We start from the raw sequence: 7,016 nt of genomic DNA on the forward strand, positions 1-7,016 counted from the left end.
TCGTCGAGGAGAAGAACCCGAGCACCGACCGGGTCTTCGCCTATGGCGATGCCGCGGACACCGTGTTCGTCGCTTCCTACCCCAGCCCGGAGCTGAACGCTGACGGCAAGATCGTCTACGCCCAGCTTGAGATCCCCGCCAACACCCCGATCACCGACGCTGAGGGCAAGGCGATCTACTACACCTCTGTCGGTGTGCCGATCGTCGCTGGCCCGACCAAGGGCACCAACGGCAGCGGCGTGGCCGTGACCGTCAAGGACCGCAATGGCACGTCGATCGTCATCGCCGCTGGTGGCACGTTCGAGGATGCCGACGGCAACGTGGTCTTCGACCCGACCACCGGCCTGCCGCTGGTCGCCGACCCGACCCCGAATGTCGTCGACGCCACGAACCCGACCCTGGTGTTCGACAAGCTCGGCAACGAGATCGCCTCCACCACGCCGGCCGACATCATCGAGGGTGACGGGCTGGGCGTTCGCCGGGTCATCAAGTGACGACCGGCTGACCCAGCCGGCCTGACCTCCACGGTGAGGCCGGTGCACCACTGAACAATCGAACCCCCGTCCGGGACCAGCAGGTCCCGGACGGGGGTTCGTCCTAGGCGCGGGACGGCGAGAGCAACGCCGTGTTCGTTCTCGCGCCGACCCGCCACGAACGAGCCCCCGCCCCAGACCACCAGGCCTGGGACGGGGGCTCGTTTGTGCGTGATGGCCTCGGCTCAGGCCGGGATCCAGGCCCCGTCCTCCTGCGGCCGTAGCATCGCCGCGTCCTCCGGGATGCGAAACTGCCCGTGTCCGCTCAGCTGGGTGAAGGTCCCGTCCGGGAGCAGCTGCCGGCCGTTCAGCACCGTGCCCACGGCCACCTGCACGTCCGCACCCTCCTTGACGCCCAGCCGTCCGTCGATGATGCCGCTGATCCGCAGCGTGCCGCCGCGGGCGTGCACGTCGCCGTGCACGATCGCCTTGATGTCGGCCCGGCCGTCCAGGCGAACCTCGATCGGTCCGTTCACGGTGCCGTCCAGATCGAGTTGGCCCGTGACGACGGCGCCGCCGTGCAGCGTGCCCTTGATGGCGACGGATCCCGTCACCTCGAGTGGCCCCTGGACGTCACCGGTCAGCTGCTGTTCGAACACGTGGTTCCTCCCCGTCTCGTCGACGGCCGAGGCCGCCCGTTCGTCGGCGAGGCTACGGCGGGTTCACCCGGCCGGGTGAACCCGTGTGGCGGCTGGGAACAGTGGTGCGCCACCAGCCTTCGATCGTCGGATCAGTCGGCCTGGTGCGGTTCACTTCCCGAGGTCTCGCCCGGCAGGGCGTCTCGCGGATGAGGAAGCTCCATGAACAAGCGCACGCTGACCGCCGGTTGTATCACCGCTGGTCTCTCCGCCGGCCTGGTCGCCGGCGCCGTCTCCCCAGCCGCCGCCCAGGGCGACCCGGTCGGTGGCACGGGCAACACCTACTACCTCAGCGGCGCGCTGAACGACAACGGGCGAGCGCAGGCGGTCTTCACCTTCGGCGACGCGGGCGACGAGGTGTACTTCGGCGACTGGTACGGGGTGGGGGTCGACCTGCCGCTGGTCCGCCGCGGCAACGAATTCCACGTGCCCGACCTCGACGACCCGTCGATCACCGCGAACCGCTTCTTCTACGGCGACGCCGGCGACACCGTGCTCGTCGGCGACTGGGACGGGGACGGCGTCGACAGCCTCACCGTCCGCCGCGGGAACCGCTTCTTCGTGAAGAACGACAATGAGGTCTCCGGCACCGCCGACACCGAGTTCTCCTACGGCGACGCCAGCGACATCGTGCTGGTCGGCAACTGGAATGGGGAGCTGGTCGAGGGCAAGGGCGACACGCTCATGGTCCAGCGGAGCGACAAGTTCTTCGTCAAGAACGACCTGCAGACCGGCGTGGCCGACTACGTCTTCACGTTCGGCGACCCGGGCGACCGGGTGCTGGTCGGCGACTGGGCCACCATCACCGACAACGGTGACGGCACTGAGGTCGTCGAGAGCGGCGACGGCGCCGACCAGCTCGCCGTTCGCCGGGGCTACACCTACTACCTGTCGGCCGAGCTCGCCGACGCGGCGGCCCGGAAGGTGAACCCGGCGACGATGCGGGTCTTCGGCTACGGCGACGCCGGCGACACCGTGTTCGTGGCCTCCCTGCCCACCGCGTTGGACGCCGACGGTCAGGTCACCGAGGACTTCGACAACGCCGACGCCGTCATCGAGGGCGATGGCCTCGGGGTGCGCCGCTCCGAGTGACCCGCGCGGTGCCGGGCCCGGCTCACCCGGCCCGGCACCGCATCCCCCTCGTTCTCGCCGAAGTGGCTACTTCGGCGAGAACGAGGTGAGATCAGCCCAGCGGCTGCAGGAAGAGCGTCCCGTCGCCGGTCGCGGGTGACCACACCTGCCACGACGGCAGGTCCGGCGGCGGGGCGTCCTTCGTGTAGACCAGCTCGAACTCCGCCTCCCGGGGCTGCACCGACTCGTCGCGCCGGACGAAGTTCGCCTCGAGCAGCGCGGTGCCCACCGACCCGGACTGGTCGATGCGCTCCTCGATCAGCGGCAGGGTGCGCCCCGGGTCGGAGAACGCGTCGACGATCGAGCACTCGCACGCGTAGGCCAGCGTCCCGATCTCCGGCGGCGCGATCACCGTCGCATCGCCGACCAGCCGGCCGACGTCCTCACCGACCTGCAGGTACTGCGCCGGCAGCGCCCAGTTGCCGAAGTAGATCGGCCGCTCCCAGCTGAGCGTGCGCTCAGGCAGTGCGACGACGGTCAGCGCGGTCAGCGCCACCGCGACGGCCACCGGCACCGCGACCGCAAGCCTCGACCGGCCGGCCAGCAGGGCGAGACCGAACACCCCGGCCACCCCGAGCGCCACCGTGCTCGGCGCGTAGTACCACTGGTACGGCGGGACGCCGAGCAGCGAGTAGGCCGCGAAGTAGGCCACCCCGCCCAGTCCCAGACCGGCGATCGGCCACTGTGCGGCGGTGACCCGGCGCCGGACGCCGGCCACCAGCAGCCCGGCCACGACGACGAGCCCGACCAGCGCCGGCGCGACGCCCAGCCACATCGCCAGCTCGCCGCGTCCGGCCCAGAAGCTCCACAGCCCGTTGGCGAACGTCGCGTCCCCGAACGACTCCTGCAGCGTCTTGATCACGAACGTGTCCGGGATCGCCGAGCCGAAGTGCCACCAGCTGAACGCGTACCAGGGCAGGGACACGGCAGCGGCGATCACCGGGGCCCGCCAGAAGGGGCGGCGGATCGACGGGCTGAGCAGGAAGACCGCGGCCACGATGACGCCGAGGTCCAGTCGGGTGAGCACCAGCAGCCCGGCCAGCACGCCGAAGGCCACGGAGCTGCCGCGCACGGCGGCCTGCACCAGGCCCATGAGCAGGGCCGCGGTGAGCACGACCTCCATGCCCAGTGATGCGTTGACGAACGGGTTGGCCAGCACCACGGCCAGTACGGCCAGCGACCAGGCCGACGAGCGGCCGAGCCGCCGGGCGGTGGCCGCGGCCCAGCCGGTCAGCAGTGCGGTCAGCGCGATGGTGAGCAGGCTGAACCCGGCGACCGGCCGCACCTCGCCGGTCACCAGCGAGACCAGCCAGGTCGCCGCGGCGAGCAGGAGCACGTTCAGCGGGGAGGTCGCCGCGTTCGACTCCTCGGTGGGGATCAGACCCCAGTGGCCGTCCGCGACGAGGTTCTGCACGTAGGAGAAGGTGATGTAGGCGTCGTCGATCAGCGCCCGGTGCGCCATCCAGACGAGCGCTGCGCCGACCACGGCACCGACCAGCGCCCAGCCCGCGATCGGCCACCGGTTCCGCTGCGGGGGCAGAGGTTGCACGGTGTTGGACTCGAACGTGACGTCCTCGCGGGTGATCGCACTCGCCATGCCGGCCGGTCCTTCCGTGGCCGAGCTGCTCGGCGGTCGTGTGGTGCGGGACGGTCTGCCGCGACCTGAGGAACTGGCCGGGCTCGATTCCTTCCGAGAGCCCGCGAACGGGGTACGTACCGGGAGGTCCGAGACGCGATGTACCCGCGGGGTCACCGGTCGATGCGGCCGAGCGTGTGATGCGGGCGACGGCCTCGGTAGCGTCGCGCGCATGAAGGAACTCGACGTCGCCGCTGTCGTCACCGGAGGGGCCTCCGGCCTGGGGGAGGCGACCGTCCGGGCGCTCACGGCGGCCGGTGCCGCCGTCACCGTGCTGGACCTGCAGGAGGAGCGCGGGGCGGCGCTCGCCGACGAGCTCGGCGGCTCCACCCGCTTCGTCCGCGCCGACGTCACCGACGAGGCCTCGGTGCAGGCGGCGATCGAGGTGGCCACCGGCGCCGGGCGTCCGCTGCGGATCGCGGTCAACTGCGCCGGCATCGGCTACGCCGCGCGGCTGCTCAACCGGGACGGCGTCCCGCACCCTCTGGACGCCTTCGCCCGCACCGTGACGGTGAACCTGGTCGGCACCTTCAACGTGCTGCGGCTGGCGGCCGCGGCGATGGCGCAGACCGAGCCCGGGGAGGACGGCGAGCGCGGCGTCGTCGTCAACACCGCCTCGATCGCCGCCTACGACGGGCAGATCGGGCAGGCCGCCTACGCCGCGTCCAAGGGCGGGATCGTCGGCCTCACCCTCCCCGCCGCCCGCGACCTCGCCTCGGTGGGGGTGCGGGTGTGCACCATCGCCCCCGGCATCCTGAACACCCCGCTGCTGGCGGGGCTGCCGGAGGCGGCCAGTGCGGCGCTGGCCGCGGGGGTGCCCTTCCCCAAGCGCCTCGGCCAGCCGGCGGACTTCGCCGAGCTCGCCCTCGCCATCATCCGGAACGGCTACCTCAACGGCGAGGTCATCCGGCTCGACGGCGCCCTCCGCATGCCTCCTCGCTGAGGTCCCCTTTCGCCGAAGTGGCCACTTCGGCGAAAGGGTTGCCCGCCGCCTTGTCGCCCAAGTGGCCACTCTGGCGAAATCGGGCGGGGACACTCGGGTGCGCAGTCGATCCACCCGCTCGTGCCTGGAGTTCCGCTGACCACCACCCCGCACCGCATCGCCGACCACTCGGCGTCCTGGCGGCCGGACTGGCCGCTCGACGTCCGCCGGGTGCTCTCCCGCGACCGGCGGGGCACCGGCGACCCCACCCTCCGCTACGCCGAGGACGGCGTCTGGCGCACCACCACGACGCCGCACGGCCCGGCCACCGTGCGGCTCACCGGGAGCCCCGCCGAGGTGCGGATCACCGCCTGGGGCCCGGGCGCGGAGTGGGCCGGCGCCGCCGTGCCGCGCTGGCTGGGGGCCGACGACCGGCCCGGTGACTTCCCCGCCGACGCCCACCCGCTGGTGGCCCGCCTGCACCGCAGCACGCCGTGGCTGCGGCTGGGCAGCACCGGGCGCACCTGGGACGCGCTGGTCCCCGCCGTGCTGGAGCAGAAGGTGACGGGCATCGAAGCGCACCGCACCTGGCGGGACCTGCTGCGGCTGGCCGGTGAGCCCGCCCCGGGGCCCGCGCCGGAGGGCATGCGCGTCGTCCCCTCGGCGCAGCGGGTGCTGGCGGTGACCGACTGGGAGTGGCACCGCTGCGGACTCGACGGTGCCCGGCGCCGGGCCCTGCGCGCCGTCGCCTCCGTCGCGCACCGGCTGGACGCCGCCTTGCACGACGACTGCGCGGACCTACGGCGACGGCTGCAGTCGGTGCCCGGCATCGGGGTGTGGACGGCGGCCGAGGTCGCCCAGCGCGCCGTCGGCTGCCCGGACTCCGTCAGCGTCGGCGACTACCACCTGAAGAACCTCGTCGGCTGGTCGCTGGCCGGCCGCAAGACCGACGACGCCGGGATGCTGGAACTGCTCGAGCCGTTCCGCGGGCACCGGCAGCGGGTCGTGCGGCTGCTCGAGGTGGGCGGCTCGATGCCGCCCAAGCGCGGACCCCGGATGGCCCCCACCGACTACCGCGCCTTCTGACCGCGCCCGCTGTATCGCCGAAGTGGCCACTTTGGCGACTGGGGGTCCTCGGTCACGCGCCGCACTGTGGCAGAACTTGTCGGAGAAGTCGGCCTCCAGGCGGCCACGTGGGCGGAAGATGGGCCGACTGGGGCGCCGAAGTGGCCACTTTGGTGAACCCAGCGGCCACAGTTGTCACGCGGCTCCCGGTGGCCCCGCGGTCGTGCGTGTCTTGAGCCGACGCCGCGTATCGGGTTCATAACGTGCAGTCACGCGCTGTCCGCGGCCGCTCGACGGTCGGCCGGGTGTGCGGCGTCCGACCTGCACCGAGGAGTTCCCGTGTTCCGCTCTGCCCTGCGCTCGACGCTCGGCCTCACCGGGGTCACCGGCCTGCTGAGCGCCGGGCTGGTGCTCGGCACCACGGCTCCCGCCCTGGCCGACGACGCCTGCCAGCGCGACGCCGCGACGGTCACCTGCACGTACTCCTTCACCGGCGGCGAGCAGGTGTTCGTCGTCCCCGCCGGGGTGAGCCTCCTGGACGTCACCGCGATCGGCGGCACCGGCGGACGCGCGCTGGGTGCGAGCTCGGCGGCCCGGCCGGTGCGGGTCGCCGGTGAGCTGCCGGTGCAGCCCGGCCAGACCCTCGTCGTCAGCGTCGGAGGCGACGGTGGCGTTCCCACGCTGTCCACCGAGGGCGTCCCGACGCCCGGTGGAGCCGGCGGGTTCAACGGCGGCGCCCGGGGAGGCAGCGCGCTCGGCGTCCCGGGGCACGTCTCCGGTGCCGGTGGTGGCGGTGCCTCCGACGTCCGGCTGATCAGCCGGACGGAGCCCGGCTCGCTCGAGTCGCGCCTGCTCGTCGCCGCCGGGAGCGGCGGCGCCAGCGCCGCCGACGGCGGCGCGGGCGACCCCACCGCGTGGACGTACGCCCCGGTGGCGGACGTCGAGGGCACGGACGTCGATGGCACGGACGTCGAGGGCGCGGACGTCGAGGGCGCGGACGTCGAGGGCGCGGACGTCGAGGGCGCGGACGTCGAGGGCGCGGACGTCGAGGGCGCGGACGTCGAGGGCGCGGACGTCGAGGGCGCGGACGT

General features: G+C 73.0%; 7 protein-coding genes. 5 read left to right on the forward strand and 2 right to left on the reverse strand.

Annotated features, from left to right (window positions below; genetic code table 11):
• Positions 1-494, forward strand: a 494-nt coding sequence (locus ACI79U_RS21235) for a hypothetical protein (protein WP_457072335.1), incomplete at its 5' end; no start/stop codon positions are given.
• Positions 495-718: 224 nt separating this feature from the next.
• On the opposite strand, the gene ACI79U_RS21240 is transcribed toward ACI79U_RS21235, so the two are convergent.
• On the reverse strand, positions 719-1,132 hold the full coding sequence (locus tag ACI79U_RS21240) for a hypothetical protein (RefSeq protein WP_457072333.1): 414 nt from the start codon (positions 1,130-1,132) through the stop codon (positions 719-721).
• 201 nt (positions 1,133-1,333) lie between these two features.
• On the opposite strand from ACI79U_RS21240, the gene ACI79U_RS21245 reads away from it, so the two are divergent.
• Complete coding sequence (locus ACI79U_RS21245) at positions 1,334-2,263, forward strand: hypothetical protein (protein WP_457072331.1); 930 nt, start codon at positions 1,334-1,336, stop codon at positions 2,261-2,263.
• 91 nt (positions 2,264-2,354) lie between these two features.
• Here ACI79U_RS21245 and ACI79U_RS21250 read toward each other — a convergent pair whose 3' ends face one another.
• Entirely contained in the window at positions 2,355-3,899 is a 1,545-nt protein-coding gene (locus ACI79U_RS21250; protein WP_457072329.1) for a hypothetical protein, read from the reverse strand.
• Positions 3,900-4,110: 211 nt separating this feature from the next.
• On the opposite strand from ACI79U_RS21250, the gene ACI79U_RS21255 reads away from it, so the two are divergent.
• From ACI79U_RS21255 to ACI79U_RS21265, 3 genes are all read left to right on the forward strand, one after another.
• On the forward strand, positions 4,111-4,881 hold the full coding sequence (locus ACI79U_RS21255; RefSeq protein WP_457072327.1) for an SDR family NAD(P)-dependent oxidoreductase: 771 nt from the start codon (positions 4,111-4,113) through the stop codon (positions 4,879-4,881).
• Between the two features lie 120 nt (positions 4,882-5,001).
• On the forward strand, positions 5,002-5,946 hold the full coding sequence (locus ACI79U_RS21260; RefSeq protein WP_457072325.1) for a DNA-3-methyladenine glycosylase family protein: 945 nt from the start codon (positions 5,002-5,004) through the stop codon (positions 5,944-5,946).
• A gap of 318 nt (positions 5,947-6,264) precedes the next feature.
• On the forward strand, positions 6,265-7,016 hold a 752-nt coding region (locus ACI79U_RS21265; RefSeq protein ID WP_457072323.1), incomplete at its 3' end, for a pentapeptide repeat-containing protein.

It is taken from the genome of Modestobacter sp. SYSU DS0904 (assembly GCF_054051115.1).

What these genes read in the sequence shown, in the direction of transcription:
- ACI79U_RS21245 (WP_457072331.1), top strand. Translation starts at nt 1,334, where the DNA reads ATGAACAAGCGCACGCTGACCGCCGGTTGTATCACCGCTGGTCTCTCC.
- ACI79U_RS21250 (WP_457072329.1), bottom strand. Translation starts at nt 3,899, where the DNA reads ATGGCGAGTGCGATCACCCGCGAGGACGTCACGTTCGAGTCCAACACC.
- ACI79U_RS21255 (WP_457072327.1), top strand. Translation starts at nt 4,111, where the DNA reads ATGAAGGAACTCGACGTCGCCGCTGTCGTCACCGGAGGGGCCTCCGGC.